Origin of the sequence: Variovorax sp. 54 (assembly GCF_002754375.1) — a bacterium.
Classification (GTDB): domain Bacteria; phylum Pseudomonadota; class Gammaproteobacteria; order Burkholderiales; family Burkholderiaceae_C; genus Variovorax.
Window position 1 is genome coordinate 2,562,501 of sequence record NZ_PEFF01000001.1, and the last position, 12,853, is coordinate 2,575,353.

Here is a 12,853-nt window from a genome sequence, read left to right on the forward strand (position 1 = left end):
CTTCGAAGGCGACGGCCGCTGGCGCGAGTACGAGGGCAGCGTGGAAGACTGGCTGATCCAGTCCAAGCGCGCACGCGAGATCGCCGAGCAGCGCCTCGCGTCGGCACCACCACCGGCTCCTGCCGCCGCACCGGCCCCGGCGCCCGCGGCTGCACCCGCCGCCGCCCCCACGGGCGGCCCCCGCAAGAAGCTCTCTTACAAGGAGCAGCGCGAACTCGAAGGCCTGCCCGCACAGATCGACGCCCTCGAAACCGAGCAGAAGCGCATCAGCGAAATGCTCGAACTCGACGGCGGCGCCATCTACGCGAGCGACGCCTCGCGCGCGGTCGAGCTGAGCGAGCGCCACGCCAAGATCGACGACGAGTTGCTCGCCGCGCTGGAGCGCCAGGAAGAACTCGGCGCCGGGCGCTGAGCGGCGTCTTCCTGCGCCGGTTGGCCGCCCGTCCCACCCACGGCGGGCGCCAACTCGGCTATACATGCGGCACCGCCTTCCCCGGCTCCCGGAAAGATCCCGCCGCATGCCTTTTTCTTCTTCCTTCCACGCGTTGGTCCGTCGCAGCGTCGCTCTGCTGGCCCTCCTGGTGCTCGGCGCCTGCGCGCAGCTGCCGAAGGATGTGGACCGCCCCGTCTCAAGCGCGCTCGCCTCGCCCAACGGCACGGCGCTGGCCACACTGCTGCAAGAGCGGCGACAAGCCGACAAGGCCCGCTTCGACTCGGGCTTCCTCTTGCTGGGCGGACCGCAAGCCGCCTACGGCAGCCGGCTGGCGCTGATCGAGAGCGCACAGAAAACGCTGGACCTGCAGTACTACGCCATCCACGCCGACGCCAGCACCGGCCGGCTGGTGCGCGGGCTGCAGGCGGCGGCCGAGCGTGGCGTGCGGGTGCGCATCCTGCTGGACGACTTCCACACCATCGGCCGCGACGCGCTGGTGCTCGGCCTGGCCTTCATCCCCAACATCGAGATGCGCCTGTTCAACCCGCTCGCGGGCTCGCGCGGCACCGGCTTCAACCGCATGCTCAACGCCATCGGCGAGGTCTCGCGCATCCAGCAGCGCATGCACAACAAGCTGTTCCTGGCCGACAACGTGATGGGCGTGACCGGCGGGCGCAACCTGGGCGACGCCTACTTCGGCAATGCCACCACCGGCAACTTCGTCGACGTCGATGTGCTGGCGGCCGGCCCGATCGTGCAGGACCTCTCGCGCAGCTTCGACAGCTACTGGAACAACGAGCGCGCCTACCCCGTGCAGTCGCTGGTCTCGCGCGAAGAGTTCCAGCGCATCCGCGAGCGCGCGCGCCGGGTCGACAAGGAACTCGACGACGAAGCGGCCGAAGCCCGCAACCGCTCGAAGCCTGCGGACGACAAACCCCGGCCTGGCGGGGCGCCCACGGCCGAGCAGCGCGCCCGTGCCTGGGACGAGAAGCCGCTCGACCTGCGCAGCGCCGCCTTCGTCTGGGCCCCGGCCCTGATGCTGGCCGACGCGCCCGGCAAGATCCCGGCCGACAGCGGCCCCGGCGCGATGCGCAACCCCGACCTCGTGGTGAGCCGGCCCGACATGCCCTCGCGCAACGCCGCGGCCCTGGCCGACCTGGCGTCCAGCGCGGACACGGTGGTCGAAGGCCTGCTGCAGCTGATCGGCCAGGCGCGCACCGACCTGCTGATCATCTCGCCCTACTTCGTGCCCGGCCCCGACATGCAGCAGGCCTTTGCCGCCGCGCGCGCGCGGGGCGTGCGCATCCGGGTGCTGACGAATTCACTGGCCTCGAACGACGCCCCCATCGCCCACGTGGGCTACGCGCGCCACCGCAAGGCGCTACTCGCCGCAGGCGTCGAGCTGTACGAGTTGCGCAGCGAACAGACCGACTTCGGCAATGTGTTCGGCTCCTCGGGCGGCAGCGGCGCGGGCAGCGTCAGCGGCGAATCGCGCGCCATGCTGCACTCCAAGGTGCTGGTGATGGACGGCCGGCTGCTGGTGGTCGGCTCCATGAACCTCGACCTGCGCTCGCAATTGCAGAACACCGAGATCGCGCTGCTGATCCGCAGCGGCGAACTCTCGCGCATGGCGGCCGAGCAGATCGAACGCGGCATGCGCGAGCGCTCGTGGCATGTCGCGCTCGAGAAGGGCACGCTGGTGTGGCACGCGCCCGAGGGCAGCGGCCTGCAGGACACGGACACCGAGCCTGACGCGAGCGCCACGCTGCGCTTTTTGCTGCGGCTGTTCGGGCCGCTGGCGCCGGACCAGTTGCTCTGACGGGTCCGGCGAGACCCCGACGGGGTCAGTGCTTGTGCTGGTGCGCACCGCCCGCCGCGGGCGCCGGCGCTGCAGCGGCGCCTTCCGGCGCACCGACCGGCAGCTTCAGCTCCAGCGTCGTCTTCGCGCCCTTGGCGTCCTCGAACTTCAAGGTCATGGGCACGGTCGCGCCCTTGGTCATCGCGCCCTTCAGGTCCATCAGCATCACGTGGTAGCCGCCGGGCTTGAGCTCGACGGTCTTGCCGGCCGGCAGGTCGAGGCCGCCCGTCAGTTCGCGCATGCGCATCGTGTCGCCTTCCATCTTCATTTCGTGCACCTCGGCCACGCCGGCGGCGGGCGTCGAGATGCCGACCAGCTTCGTGCCGGTGGGCGCCGTGAGCTTCATGAAGGCGCCCGTGCCGCTCTGGCCCGGCACCGACTGGCGCACCCAGGCGTCGCGCACGTCGACCGTGGCCACGCCCTGCGCGACCACGTCGAGCTTGGGCGCGGGCGTCTTCAGGCCGGCCGTGGCGGTGCCCGACGCAGGCACTTCGGCCCAATCGACGCTGCCGACGTCGCAGTCCTGGCGCACCTTGAACCACAGCGGGCCCGGCGTGGCGGGCACCTTGCCGCGCAGCACGAACTCGCCGCGCTCGCTGCCGGGCAGCGCGTTCTGCGGCGTCTCTGCGGTCCAGCGCACTTCGCCTTCGGCGCTGCCGGCCTTGGGGGCGTCGAGCTTCCAGCCCTTGCGCGCCTGCGCGTCGGTGAGCACGAAGCCCTTGGGCAGGCGCACCGCGAGGCCGGTGGTGGTCTTGGCGCCTTCGCAGGCGTGGCCGACGCGGAAGGCGGCGTTGTACTCGCTGCCGACGGTGGCGCCGCCCGGGGGCAGGCTCACGTGGGCGCCGGCGGCGCTGGCACCGGCCAGCAGGGCGCAGGCGGCGAGGGTGTGGAAGGTGGGGGTCGAAGGCTTCGTCATGGCGTGTGTCCTTGGGTAGGAAAAGGTGAGGGTCAAAGGTCGAACTTGAGTTCGGCCACGAAGGTGCGTTGCGGGTACGGGTGGAAGGCCCAGTAGGTCCGGTTGTTCAGGTTGTCGATGCCGACGGCGGCGCTCCACTGGCGGTCGATGCGGTAGCGGATGCGCGCGTCGACCACGAAGAACTTCGAGAAGCCCATGAAGGCCATGCCGTTCGGATCGCTGTTGTCGAGCGTGCCGTACTGCCGGCCGCTGTAGCGCGCGCCGACCGTGTAGCTCCACTTGGCGTCGGGCCGGTAGGTGGCGAGCAGCGAGGCGCGCACCTTGGGCACGCGCGGCTGGTCGCGCCCCACGCTGGCCGGGAAGCCGCTGTTGGCGGTGATCTTCGAATCGGTCAGCGTGAGGCTGCCGCTCAGGTCGAGTCCCTGGATGCCCGCGTCGACCGTGTTCAGCGCCACCTCCAGCCCGCGCGTGCGGATGGCGTCGACGTTCTGCACCGTGCTCACGAGGTTGGTGAGCGCCTGGGTGTAGAGCGCGTCTTTCGTGTGCTCGAAGAACAGCGTGGTGCGCAGCACGCCGTCGAGCCCCCAGCGCTTGAGGTCGCGCTCGGCGCTCAGCTCGGCGGTCCATGAACGCTCGGGGCGCAGGTTCGGGTTGGTGTTGACGATGCGGCTGCCCTCGATCGAGCCCTGGTAGAGCTCGCTCACGGTGGGCATGCGCACGGCGCGGCCGGTCGAGGCCTTGAAGAGCCAGTCGGGCGTGGCCTGCCAGGCGACGGCCGCCTTGGGCGAGACAAAGCTGTTCTTGCGTGGCGCGAAGTCGAGCAGCTTCGCCGCGTTGCCGAGCTGGCCGCCGTACGCCTCCCAGCGCTCGTGGCGCAGGCCCAGCGTGGTCTTCCAGTCTTTGGCGAAGCGCCAGGTGTCCTGCACGTACAGCGAGCGCAGCCGCGTGTTGCCGTTGAAGGCGGAGAACGGCGACACGGCCGGCCCGCCGATCCAGTCGCGCGTGGTGCCGATGGCGCTGCGCAGCCGCGCCGTGTCTTGCTGGACACCGAAATCGACCACGTGCGCGCCCACGCCCTCGGCCGAGCCGGTGGGCCGCCAGGTGCCCGCGGCCTTGAAGGTGTGCCAGCCGGCGCCGCCCATGTCGGTGGTGCGGCCGGGGCCGCCGTAGAAAGTGCCCGGCAAAGGCGCGGTCGGCGTGCGCGAGGTGTCCTTGGCGTAGTCGAACAGGCTCGCCGCCACTTCCCAGTCGAACACGCCGCCCGTGTGGCTCTTCACCGAGAGGCCGTGCATGTAGTGCGTGAGCGCCGTCTCGGTCGGTGCGAAGGCGGCGGCCGGCGCATCGAGGGTGTAGGTGCGCCCGCCGAGGTTCACGCGCCCGCCGTACACGGGCTGCCCGAAGGCGTCGCGAAGGTAGGTGTCGGTGCTGCCGTGCGTGGTGTTGTGCCAGGCGCCCAGCGTGTAGGTCGCGCGCACGGTGGGCGAGAAGTCGTAGGCCAGCTTGAGCTTGGCCTGTTCCTGGGTGGTGTCGTAGGCGGTGGTGCCGCCGAGCAGCCACCACGGCTGGTTCGACGGGTTCAGCCCGAGCACCGCGCCGGTGACGGGCGTGCCCGCAGTGCCGACAGTGCCCGCACTCACGAGCCGGTTGGCGAACGACAGCGCCTGCCCCTTGCTGTGGGTGCGCGAGGCGCCGAGCCACCACGACCAGTCGCCGCTGCGGCTGCCCAGCGACAGGTCGAGCTGCTGGCCGCCCGGCGACGAATGGCTGTTGTACAGATCGAAGTTCGAGGCAAAGCCGCTGAGCTTGACGTGCGCCTCGAGCTGCATGGGCATGCGCGTCACGTAATCGACCACCGCGCCCACCGAGTTGCCCGGGTAGGCGGCCGAGAACGGACCGTAGAGCACGTCGACGCGCTCGATCTCGTCGGGCGACACCATGCCCCAGCGCGGCGCGAAGGTGGCGCCGTTGCCCAGCGGGTTCGACAGCATGATGCCGTCGGCGTAGACCATCGCGCGGGCGCTGTTGCCCGTGCCCGAGGCGCGGGTGGCGAGCACCGCGTGGTTGAAATCGCCGATGTAACGCTTGCGCACCAGCAGGCTCGGCAGGTACTTGAGCGCGTCTTCGGCGTCGGTCGCGTTGACCGTCTCGGCGATCTGCTCGGCGGTCACGCCTTCGATGGTGGTCGGGATCTGCGTCGGCAGCGAGGTCGGCCGGCCACCGCTGATGGTGACGGTGCCGAGCGCGCGACCCGGGGCCGTCGCCTCAGGCGGCGATGGCTGCTGCTGCGCCCACGCGGGCGCGCCGAGAGGAAATGCCATGGCGATCGCCAGGGCGCGGGAATGCTTTTTCAAGGGGAACCGACTCCACGAACTTCAAGCCAGGAAGGCCGCCTGTGGGCACCCCGGGGGCGCAGACAGACGGCGATGGTTGGATCGCTCAGGCGAAGTACGGGGGCCCGCGCGCCGGCAGAGGCGCGGCCGTGGCCACGGCATGGCGCGCGGCGGGAATCGGTTGGAGCACGCGCCCCAGCGGCAGGGGCGCATCGAACGCGGCCGCCACGGGCGGCGGGGGCGGTGCGCCGGTCAGCACGCACAGCGGGCAGTCCATGTGCGTGGCGCCCATGTCCTGCACACCGTCTTCGGTGTGCACCACCACCTTGATGGTGCCGGCGCCGGAACACACCAGTTCCATCGCCTGCGGATGCACCACCGGCGACGCCACTGCCACGCCCAGCGACAGCACGAACCACAACAGCACCCACCGGCCGAGACGGCCGATCAGGCGGGGGTGGGGGCGCAGCGCGTGCATGGCGGTCGCGATTATCGGCGCACTTTGGGGTTGGTGGCCTTGGGGGCGGCACGGGGGGCGGCCTTACCGCCCTTGGGTGCGGCTGCGGCTTTGGACGCCGGCTTGGCCCCGCCCTTCGCGGTCGCCTTCTGGCCCGTGCCCTTGGCCGCCTTCTGCCCCTTGACGTTCTTGCCGCCACGCACGGCCTTGCGGGCCGGCGGCTCGGGCGCCGCGAGTGGCGGCATCGGCAACGCCATCTGTGCCTGCGCCTCGGTGAGCACCGGCGTCACGGTGAAGCCGCGCGCCGCCATCAGCGTGGGCAGCCCCTGCGCGCCGACCATGTGCAGCGCGCCGACCGCGGCGAACGCGCTGCGCCCGCCCGCATGCAGGCGCTCGATGCCGTCGGCCAGGCCGGGGTTGCGGTCGTCGAGCAGACGCTTCATGAGGCGCTGCTCGGCCGGCGTGTTCAGGCATTCGCACCACTCGGGGTACCGCGCCAGCCGGGCCGCGTCGCTGCGCGCCCAGATGTCGGCCAGCGTCTTGAGCTGGCCACGCAGCCGGCCCGATTCCAGCTCGTCGAGCATGGCGTCGATCTGCTCGGCCTCTTCGGCTTCGGAGCCGCCGGTGAGCCAGCGCAGCTGGTCGGCAGCGTTCTCGAGCGCGACGATCGGCTTGTTGCTGTTGCGGGCCGAGACGGCCAGTGTTTCGTCGACGCCGAACTCCGCGTACAGGCCGTCGGCGCGCGCCGCCAGCGCGGTCAGCGCCGTGACCTGCAGGATGGGCGGCAGCCTCGCGGTCGAACCCGGCGGCACGCAGGCCTCGGCGTTCTGGCGCTCGAGCCGGCGGGCGCGTTCGCCGCTGAGCACGCGCGCCACCGCGGCCGGGTCGGCGGGCTGGCTCAGAGCGCGCACCGTGGCGTCGTCGCGCGAGTCGAGCTCCAGCGCGAGCGTGTCGCTCTGCGCCATCGCCTTCTGCACGGTCGGGCCGGGGCGCACCCATTCGCCGCGCCCTAGGTGCAGGGTGCCGTAGAGCCACGAGGTGCGGCCGTCGCGCTCGATGCGCCACAGCAAGCCACGGTCGACGCCGTTGCGCAGGCCGATGCCGGGCTTCTCGAGGCTCGCGATGGCCGAGGGCGGGCAGGCGGCGGCATGCGCCGTGACCGTGAACACGGCGATGAAACAACCACCGACACCGGCCAGGGCCTGGCGGGTCAGACGTGCAAGAAGGCGCTGGGGCGCCGGCCGGTCGGTGCCGCGCGACAGCAGGCGCAGCGGTGCGACGAGGGCTCGGAGTATCCGCAAGGCGAGCTCCATGATTGAAAGAAAGTCCGGCATTCTCACAGCACCGCTGCCCATAATCCAAAACCATGCAAAGCATCTTTCACCTTGCCATTCACGTGCGCGACCTGGACGGCGCCCGCCGCTTCTACGGCGACGTGCTCGGTTGCGCCGAAGGCCGCAGCACCGACACCTGGGTCGACTTCGACTTCTTCGGCCACCAGCTCTCGTTGCATCGGGGCGAACCCTTCGCCACCACCCGCACCGGCCGCGTCGGCGATGCGATGGTGCCCATGCCGCACTTCGGCATCGTGCTCGCGCTGCCCGACTGGCAGGCCCTGGCCGGTCGCCTCGAGGCCGCCGGCACCGAGTTCGTGCTGAAGCCGCAGGTGCGCTTCGAAGGCCAGCCGGGCGAGCAGTGGACGATGTTCTTCTGCGACCCCTTCGGCAACCCGATCGAGGTCAAGGGCTTCCGTTCGCTCGACACGCTTTACGACAAGTGACCCTGCGCCCGCGCGTTCCCGCTTTTCGGGCGCCCCGGGCGGCCGCGCCCCTCCTCGGTCTGGCAGCGATCACGCTGGCCGCGCTGCTGGGTACCCCGACGGTCCACGCGCAGCAGGAGTGCGAGCTCAACGGCCAGCGCGTGAGCCCGGCCGACGGCAACAGCACCGCCGGAAAAACCGGCCTGATGCGCTGCAAGGACCGCGGCACCGGCGAACTCCAGCGCGAGCAGCAGGTGCAGAACGGCGTCTTCATGGGCCTGGTGCGCTTCTACGAGAAGGGCAAGCTCGCGCGCGAGCACACCGTCAACGCCAAGGGCAACATGCAGGGCCGCGCGCGCGAGTTCGCGCCCGGCGGCCAGGTGCTGCGCGACGCCACGTACGACGACGGCCAGGAGCGCGGCCTCGTGCGCAGCTTCTACCCCGGCGGCCAGTTGCGGCGCGCCATCTTCTACCCCGACCGCGGCAGCGAGCGCGCCATGGTCGAGTTCACCGAGCGCGGCCAGATGTCGATGCTGCGCTGCGCCGAGGCGCCCGTGCTGGCGCCGGTGGCCGACGATGCCAGGCTGTGCGGCTTCACGGGCGGGCCGTCGAACGTCGACCTGTTCGACGCGCGCGGCACCCTGCGCTCGAAGCTCTCGTACCAGGCGGGCAAGCGCGTGCGCACGCAGGAGTTCTACGACAACGGCAAGCCGTCGGTGCTCGACGAGACCAGCGGCAACCGCCGCGTCGAGCGCAGTTTTTCGTCAGAAGGCGTGAAGCGACGCGAAACCGCGTGGCTGCTGGTCGGCCGCTCGTCGATCCGCCAGCGCGAGCAGGAGTTTTCCGATCGCGGGTCGCTGGTGCGCGACCAGCGCTGGAACGCCTCGGGCGAGCCCGTGAGCGACGACAGCTTTCACCTCAACGGCCAGCCGCGCAGCAAGGCCGTCTACAGCGGCGCCGGCAGCGAGCGCACGGTCGAAGTGACCGAGTTCTACGACAGCGGCCAGCGCGCCGCACAGGGCCGCTACCTCGCGCCAGGACGCGGCCGGCAGGTGCCCGTGGGCACGCACCAGCGCTTCAATGAAAAGGGCGAGCTGCTGGCCGAGTCGAGCTTCGACGACAAGGGCCGCGTGACGCGCGAACGCAGCTGGGACGAAAACGGCGAGCTGCAGCGCGACGACGAAGTCTTCGAAGACGGCTCCAGAAAAGCGTTCACCCGCTAAGGCGAACGCTTCGGCGGCATCAGTCCAGCTTGATGCCGGCCTGCTTGATGATCGGGCCCCAGCGCTTCGATTCCGCGCGCGACAGCGCCGCGAACTGCGCCGGCGTGCCGGGCATCGCTTCCATGCCGAAGTCGTCGAAACGCTTTTGCACGGCCGGCGTGCTGAAGGCCTTGTTCAGGTCGCTGTTGAGCTTGTTCACCACGGCGGCGGGCAGGCCGGCCGGGCCGAGGATGCCCTGGAACGCGAACACCTCGGTGTTGGGCACGCCCACTTCGGCCAGCGTCGGCACGTCGGGCAGGCGCTTGCTGCGCGCGCCCGAGCCGATGGCCAGCACGCGCACCTTGTTGCCCTGCATGATCGGCAGGCCCGAGGCCAGGTCCAGGAACATGCACGGCACCTGGCCGCCCATCACGTCGGCCATGGCCGGCGCCGCGCCGCGGTACGGAATGTGGGTGATGAAGGTGCCGGTGCGCGCCTTGAACATTTCCATCGCCAGGTGGTGCGGCGAGCCGTTGCCCGGCGACGCGTAGTTGACCTTGCCTGGGTTGGCCTTCACGTAGGCCAGGAACTCCTTGAAGGTCTTGGCCGGGAAGTCCGGGTGCACGACCAGCGCGAGCGGGAACTTGCCGATGGCGCCGATGTAGGTGAAGTCTTTCTCGGGGTTGAACGGCAGCTTGCCGAACAGGTGCTCGTTGAAGGCCAGCACGGCGTTGTCGGCCGAGAGCACCGTGTAGCCGTCGGGCTTGCTCTTGGCGACCAGGTCGGCGCCGATGTTGGTCGACGCGCCGGGGCGGTTGTCGACCACGATCTGCTGGCCCAGCGTCTGGCGCATGGCCTCGGCCAGCACGCGTGCGATCACGTCGGTGCCGCCGCCCGCGGGGTACGGCACGACCCACTTGATGAGCTGCGCGGGGTAGTCCTGGGCGTGGGCGAAGGGAGCAGCGGCCACGGCGGCGCCGGAAGCGAGCGTGGCGAGAAGGGTGCGGCGATCCATGAGATCAATCTCCATGTTGTTGTTCGGAAGCGGACAGCGATGGTACGGGCAGCGCGCACAACGCGTCGGCCAGCGCGGCGCGGCAGCGCGACTCGTCGCCGACCTGCTCGAACAGCAGCAGCGCGAGCCGCGCGAGGAACAGCGATTCGCGTTCGGCGCCGGCCTCGGTGATGGCGCGCGCGCACTCGGCGTACAGGCGGTCGCGGGCGTCGGGGTGGAGCGAGGGGGCGGTGGTCGTCATGCGGAAATGTCCTGTGAAGTGGTGACGGCGGCGCGCGCCAGCGCGGCGGGCAACGCGCCGGCCGAGAGGCGGTGCCAGCGCGCGGCCACGTGGCCGTCGGGGCGCAGCAGGTAGACCGCACCGTCTTGTGCGCCGAGCGCCGCGAAGACGGCGGGGGACGCCTGCGCATCGGCGCCTTCGGTGCCCAGGCTGCCGATGGTGCGCACCGCGAAAGGCAAGGCCCCTTGCTGCGCCTGCGCGATGTCAGCGACGGGCAGCGACACCATGTCCGGCCGCAGCACCAGCAGCGTGAACACGGGGCCGATCCAGTCGGTCAGGTGACCTTGCGCGAGCGGTTGCTCGGGCATCGCCTCGCCCGGCAGCGGCCCGGCGGGCAATGCATCGCCTTCGCTCGACAGCGCCGAATCGTCATAGCGCACGGCCTGCGTCTGGCGCGGGTTGATGAGCTGCGCGATGCCGCGGTGCGCCTCGGACAGCGACAGTGCCGCCTCGCGCAGCAGGTCGAAGCCGCGCGAAGGCGGCGACATGAACTCCGTGCTGCGCATCGCGGCCTCGGCGTTGATGTGAAAGGCCGCGATGCGCTCCTGCGAGTACGCATCGAGCAGCGCCGCGCCCGACAGGCCCTTCGCCACGCAGGCCAGCTTCCAGGCCAGGTTGTCGGCATCATCGAAGCCCGAGTTGAGCCCGCGCACGCCGAAGATCGGCATCGCGTGCGCCGCGTTGCCCGCGAACACGACACGGCCGTGGCGGTAGCTGTCGAGCGTCATCGCGCCCGCGCGGTACACCGAGGTCCACACCGTCTTCCACGGCAGGTGGCCTTCGCCGATGGCGTCGAGGTGGCGCTGCACGAACTCGGCCACGGCCGCGGGCTGCAGCGCGTCTTCGGTGCTCTGGCCAGCGCGCAATTGGTAGTCGATGCGCCAGATGTCGTCGGGCTGGCGGTGCATCAGCACGGTCGAGCCGGGGTTCCACGGCGGGTCGAACCAGGCGCGGCGCTCGGTCGGGTGGCCGCTGTGCAGCTCGATGTCGATGATCACGTAGCGGCCTTCGTAGCCCGTGCCCTCGAGCGCCAGACCGAGCGACTTGCGCACGAAGCTCTGGCCACCGTCGCAGGCCGCGAGCCACTGGCCGCGCAGGCGGTAGGCGCCTTCGGCATTGCGCACGTCGAGCGTCACGCCCTTGCCGTCCTCGTCCTGCGCGAGCGCCGTGAGCTCGGTGCCCCAGCGGATGTCCACGAGCCCCGGCGTCGCGACGTTGCGGCGTTCGATCTCGTCCAGCAGGTACTGCTCGATGTAGTACTGCTCCAGGTTGATCATCGGCGGCAGCTTCTGCTGCGCGTCCTGCGGCATCTCGAAGCGGAACACCTCGGCCGTCTTGTAGAAGCTGCGCCCGACGCTCCACGGCAGGCCCTTGCCCAGGAAGGCCGGCAGCGCGCCCAGCCGCTCGACGATCTCCAGGCTGCGGCGCGAGATGCAGGCCGCGCGGCTGCCCACGCAGACCGTGTCGTCGGCCTCGAGCACCACGCTGCGCACGCCGTGGTTGGCGAGCCCCAGCGCCAGCGCCATGCCGACCGGGCCGCCGCCGGCGATCACGACGGGGTGGCAGCCGGGCTCCATGCCGTCGGCGTCGAGCGACGGCAGACGGGGTGCGAAGCGCCTGTAGTGGAAGGCGCCGACCGAAGGCGGCAGCGCGGTCGCGGAGGACGGCGGCGGCACGGGGCCGGTGGCGGCGTCGGCGGTACGGGTGGTGGTCATGGAACGGGATTGTCCCGATGCAGCGCCCGCGCCAATGTCATAACTTCGTAGGAGGTATTTACCCTAGCCCCTCCTTCCGAACCCCATGAAACGCTGGCGCCTCCATCCCGCCGCCGACGCGCAGTTGTCGGCCGCCGTCGTCGGCGACGTGCTGGCGGGCATCGGCACGCCGCACCTGGCGGCCAGCTGCCTGGCGGCGATGCACCGCGTGATGCCCGTCACCTTCTGCACCGTGTTCGGCGTCGATGCCACCGGCCGCATCGAGACCGTCTCGGCAGCCAGCAGCTACGGGAACACGGCCGAGCGCACCGCCGAGCGCTACGTGGCGCAGCGCTTCGACCTGCTCGACCCCAACATGGCGTGGCTGGCCGCGCGCAAGCTGCCGAAACGCGCGCAGCTGTGGATGGGCCACCAGCACGGCGACGAGGTGGCCGACCCCGCCTACCGCGCCGCCTGCTACGGCGACGTGGGCATCCGCGAGCGCACCTCGGTGCTGTTGCTGCGCCCGAGCGGCCAGCGCGTGGCCGTGAGCTTCTACCGCAGCCTGGCGCAGCCCGAGTTCGGCGAGACCGACTTCGCCGTCATCGCGGCCCACGCCACGCTGCTGGCCGACGCCGCCAGCGCCCACAGCCGCAGCGCGGCGGCCGTGCACGAGGCGGCCGCGCCCACCCTCGCCTCGCGGCTGCTGACGCTGAGCCTGCGCGAGCGCGAGGTGATCGGCCACCTGATGGCCGGCCGCACCGCGAAGGACACGGCGCGCGCGCTCGGAGTGGAACTGAGCACGGTGCGCACGCATCAGTACCGGGCGTTTCGGCGGTTGGGGATTCGGACGCTGAAGGAGTTGCTGCGGGGCGGCGTGGTGGCTGCCGCCTGACCAGCGCCCTCAAC

Annotated in this window: 12 protein-coding genes (1 of these 12 running past the window's edge); 5 read left to right on the plus strand and 7 right to left on the minus strand. The window is 71.1% G+C overall.

Annotated features, from left to right (window positions below; translation table 11 throughout):
- Nucleotides 1-412, plus strand: partial view of an ATP-binding cassette domain-containing protein gene (locus CLU95_RS11750; protein WP_099793271.1) — the end only. Its footprint begins 1,496 nt before the window's first position; 412 of the gene's 1,908 nt are visible here — the last part of the coding sequence; its start codon lies off the left edge, out of view; it ends in the stop codon at nt 410-412.
- 106 nt (nt 413-518) lie between these two features.
- Complete coding sequence (locus CLU95_RS11755) at nt 519-2,252, plus strand: phospholipase D family protein (protein ID WP_099793273.1); 1,734 nt, start codon at nt 519-521, stop codon at nt 2,250-2,252.
- 25 nt (nt 2,253-2,277) lie between these two features.
- On the opposite strand, the gene CLU95_RS11760 is transcribed toward CLU95_RS11755, so the two are convergent.
- The 4 genes from CLU95_RS11760 to CLU95_RS11775 all read right to left on the minus strand — a co-directional run bounded on the left by CLU95_RS11760 (nt 2,278) and on the right by CLU95_RS11775 (nt 7,295).
- The gene (locus tag CLU95_RS11760) at nt 2,278-3,207 is read right to left on the minus strand and encodes a copper chaperone PCu(A)C (protein WP_099793275.1); all 930 of its coding nucleotides are present in this window, start codon (nt 3,205-3,207) and stop codon (nt 2,278-2,280) included.
- 32 nt (nt 3,208-3,239) lie between these two features.
- A complete protein-coding gene (locus CLU95_RS11765; protein WP_099793277.1) occupies nt 3,240-5,525 on the minus strand; it encodes a TonB-dependent receptor in 2,286 nt (761 codons plus the stop codon).
- Nucleotides 5,526-5,643: 118 nt separating this feature from the next.
- Nucleotides 5,644-6,015 (minus strand): DUF2946 family protein, encoded by a 372-nt coding sequence (locus CLU95_RS11770; protein WP_099793279.1) that lies wholly within the window; start codon nt 6,013-6,015, stop codon nt 5,644-5,646.
- 11 nt (nt 6,016-6,026) lie between these two features.
- Nucleotides 6,027-7,295, minus strand: a complete 1,269-nt coding sequence (locus CLU95_RS11775) for a TraB/GumN family protein (protein ID WP_099797241.1) — start codon at nt 7,293-7,295, stop codon at nt 6,027-6,029.
- A gap of 65 nt (nt 7,296-7,360) precedes the next feature.
- On the opposite strand from CLU95_RS11775, the gene CLU95_RS11780 reads away from it, so the two are divergent.
- Together CLU95_RS11780 and CLU95_RS11785 are read left to right on the plus strand one after the other, a co-directional pair.
- Complete coding sequence (locus CLU95_RS11780; RefSeq protein WP_099793281.1) at nt 7,361-7,774, plus strand: VOC family protein; 414 nt, start codon at nt 7,361-7,363, stop codon at nt 7,772-7,774.
- Nucleotides 7,771-8,976, plus strand: coding sequence for a toxin-antitoxin system YwqK family antitoxin (locus CLU95_RS11785; RefSeq protein ID WP_257214607.1), 1,206 nt, complete (start codon nt 7,771-7,773; stop codon nt 8,974-8,976). The genes CLU95_RS11780 and CLU95_RS11785 overlap by 4 nt, the downstream gene beginning before the upstream one ends.
- Before the next feature lie 19 nt (nt 8,977-8,995).
- On the opposite strand, the gene CLU95_RS11790 is transcribed toward CLU95_RS11785, so the two are convergent.
- The 3 genes from CLU95_RS11790 to CLU95_RS11800 are packed head-to-tail and all read right to left on the minus strand — an operon-like array spanning nt 8,996 to nt 11,965.
- Complete coding sequence (locus CLU95_RS11790) at nt 8,996-9,970, minus strand: Bug family tripartite tricarboxylate transporter substrate binding protein (RefSeq protein ID WP_099793283.1); 975 nt, start codon at nt 9,968-9,970, stop codon at nt 8,996-8,998.
- Between the two features lie 4 nt (nt 9,971-9,974).
- On the minus strand, nt 9,975-10,211 hold the full coding sequence (locus CLU95_RS11795) for a hypothetical protein (RefSeq protein ID WP_099793285.1): 237 nt from the start codon (nt 10,209-10,211) through the stop codon (nt 9,975-9,977).
- The gene (locus CLU95_RS11800) at nt 10,208-11,965 is read right to left on the minus strand and encodes an FAD-dependent monooxygenase (RefSeq protein ID WP_099793287.1); all 1,758 of its coding nucleotides are present in this window, start codon (nt 11,963-11,965) and stop codon (nt 10,208-10,210) included. The genes CLU95_RS11795 and CLU95_RS11800 overlap by 4 nt, the downstream gene beginning before the upstream one ends.
- An 85-nt stretch (nt 11,966-12,050) precedes the next feature.
- Between CLU95_RS11800 and CLU95_RS11805 the strand changes: the two genes are divergently transcribed.
- Nucleotides 12,051-12,839 carry a helix-turn-helix transcriptional regulator gene (locus CLU95_RS11805; RefSeq protein WP_099793289.1) on the plus strand — a complete coding sequence of 263 codons (789 nt, stop codon included), beginning with the start codon at nt 12,051-12,053 and terminating at the stop codon, nt 12,837-12,839.
- Nucleotides 12,840-12,853: the final 14 nt, after the last annotated feature.

Excerpts from the sequence above, each read along its gene's own strand:
- CLU95_RS11755 (WP_099793273.1), top strand. The coding sequence starts at position 519 with ATGCCTTTTTCTTCTTCCTTCCACGCGTTGGTCCGTCGCAGCGTCGCT.
- CLU95_RS11760 (WP_099793275.1), bottom strand. The coding sequence starts at position 3,207 with ATGACGAAGCCTTCGACCCCCACCTTCCACACCCTCGCCGCCTGCGCC.
- CLU95_RS11765 (WP_099793277.1), bottom strand. The coding sequence starts at position 5,525 with ATGGCATTTCCTCTCGGCGCGCCCGCGTGGGCGCAGCAGCAGCCATCG.
- CLU95_RS11770 (WP_099793279.1), bottom strand. The coding sequence starts at position 6,015 with ATGCACGCGCTGCGCCCCCACCCCCGCCTGATCGGCCGTCTCGGCCGG.
- CLU95_RS11780 (WP_099793281.1), top strand. The coding sequence starts at position 7,361 with ATGCAAAGCATCTTTCACCTTGCCATTCACGTGCGCGACCTGGACGGC.
- CLU95_RS11790 (WP_099793283.1), bottom strand. The coding sequence starts at position 9,970 with ATGGATCGCCGCACCCTTCTCGCCACGCTCGCTTCCGGCGCCGCCGTG.
- CLU95_RS11795 (WP_099793285.1), bottom strand. The coding sequence starts at position 10,211 with ATGACGACCACCGCCCCCTCGCTCCACCCCGACGCCCGCGACCGCCTG.
- CLU95_RS11800 (WP_099793287.1), bottom strand. The coding sequence starts at position 11,965 with ATGACCACCACCCGTACCGCCGACGCCGCCACCGGCCCCGTGCCGCCG.
- CLU95_RS11805 (WP_099793289.1), top strand. The coding sequence starts at position 12,051 with ATGAAACGCTGGCGCCTCCATCCCGCCGCCGACGCGCAGTTGTCGGCC.